This window comes from Veillonella sp. DNF00869, from assembly GCF_001553345.1.
GTDB lineage: Bacteria > Bacillota > Negativicutes > Veillonellales > Veillonellaceae > F0422.
In genome coordinates this window covers 1-1,535 of the sequence record NZ_KQ960754.1, presented here as the reverse complement: position 1 = coordinate 1,535, position 1,535 = coordinate 1, and the positions used below count along the sequence as shown (strand labels likewise).

The 1,535-nt window shown below is 43.8% G+C and carries 1 protein-coding gene; it reads right to left on the bottom strand.

The genetic code is table 11. From position 1 onward, the window contains the following. Window positions 1–42: 42 nt before the first annotated feature. Complete coding sequence (locus tag HMPREF3032_RS01380; RefSeq protein WP_082717768.1) at window positions 43–1,203, bottom strand: efflux RND transporter periplasmic adaptor subunit; 1,161 nt, start codon at window positions 1,201–1,203, stop codon at window positions 43–45. Window positions 1,204–1,535: the final 332 nt, after the last annotated feature.

Below are 1,535 nucleotides of genomic sequence, written 5' to 3'. Positions count from 1 at the left end.
AACGCTATACAGGGGTATACCGTGCTCTTCCTTTTGCACTATTTAGTTAAAACCGCCACAGGTTACATAGCATCGCAAGTGAACGCTTTCGCCCAGTTCGAAGTTCCCTTTACTTGTCACCACTCGATCTGTCGGATTTAACCCATCAAGTATTGTCACAGCACCATCCACTTCTAATCCAATCTCAATTGTCTTAATATCAATTGTATTTTCATCTGTTAACACATATACAAACTTACCATTCTCACCATCACGAATAACTTCTTTAGGCAAAGTAAGCGCCGGCGCTTCCGCTTTCGTTTCAATCACCAAAGTATAGAACTCTCCAATCGTCACTTGTCCAGATTGTACGTTAAAAGTTGCTTTCACCGTGATACTCGGTCCTGATTCGGTTCCCACAAATGTAATTTGTCCCGGCACCTGTGTTCCATTTACATCTAAATAGACTTCCACGCCACCAGTGATGCTGGGCTGCTTCAAAATAGATCCAAAGCTTTGTGGGACACTCAATGTGGCCACCACTGGAGAATCTTGTTGTATAAGAATAAGTGGCTTCCCTTCGATGGCAATCTTTCTATCTTCATTATAAATAGCTGCTACTCTCCCTTCCATCGGTGAAAGCACTTGCGCTGCCGCCATTTGTGCTTGTATTTTAGCGATGGCTGCTTCAATACCCGAGGTATCCGCCCCAGATCCGCCTGAATAGGAAGGAACCGTTACCACTTGTGATTGCGCCCTCGCCGCAATCGTTTCAAACTCGCGATTCGTAATAATGCCAGCATCACGCATATATCGTGCCCTCTCCACATCCGCTGATGATACGCTACCACCCACCACTGTAGTCGATGCACTCTGTTGTGGCGCTCGACTCCGCGCCTCCTGCAACTGTCCTAATAAAGATTGCAGTTGTTGCTGTAGTGATGTGGTATCAATCATAGCTAGCACTTGACCAGCTTTTACCATGTCACCTACTTTCACAGTGAAAGTAGACACCGGCCCCGATACCGTCGATTCTACACTAGCCTTATGCAATGCCGTAATATTTGCCTCATGACTGATGCGTACTGGCATTTGACGTTCCACAGGATTCATCACTTGCACCGTTTTGGGCTGCATCCACACGAACACACCGCCCGCAATGAGTAGTGCCGCCACCACTGTTATATATATCCAATATTTCCGTATCCAAGAATAGTTCATCATACACTCCTCTCATATAGAGAGTATTATACTACTCTTACATCGGAATATCTAGCACACGAACCCCATCACATATGTTAGTCTTGTAATACATTTATAAATCGTGCTATAATGAAAACAACAAAAGAAGAGCCATCAACGTGTGAAGGCGTTAGGCTCATCTCAAAAAACATGTAAAACGAAATTTGCCTAACGTGGTAAGGTGTCCTAGACCTTATTCGTTAGGCTTTTTCATTGACTATTTTAATACGTCAATGATTTGAATTGCTAAACTAGTAAGCGCAATGATTAAGGAAATCTTTTCGTACTTAGTCATAGCAACCACCTCCTCCCAT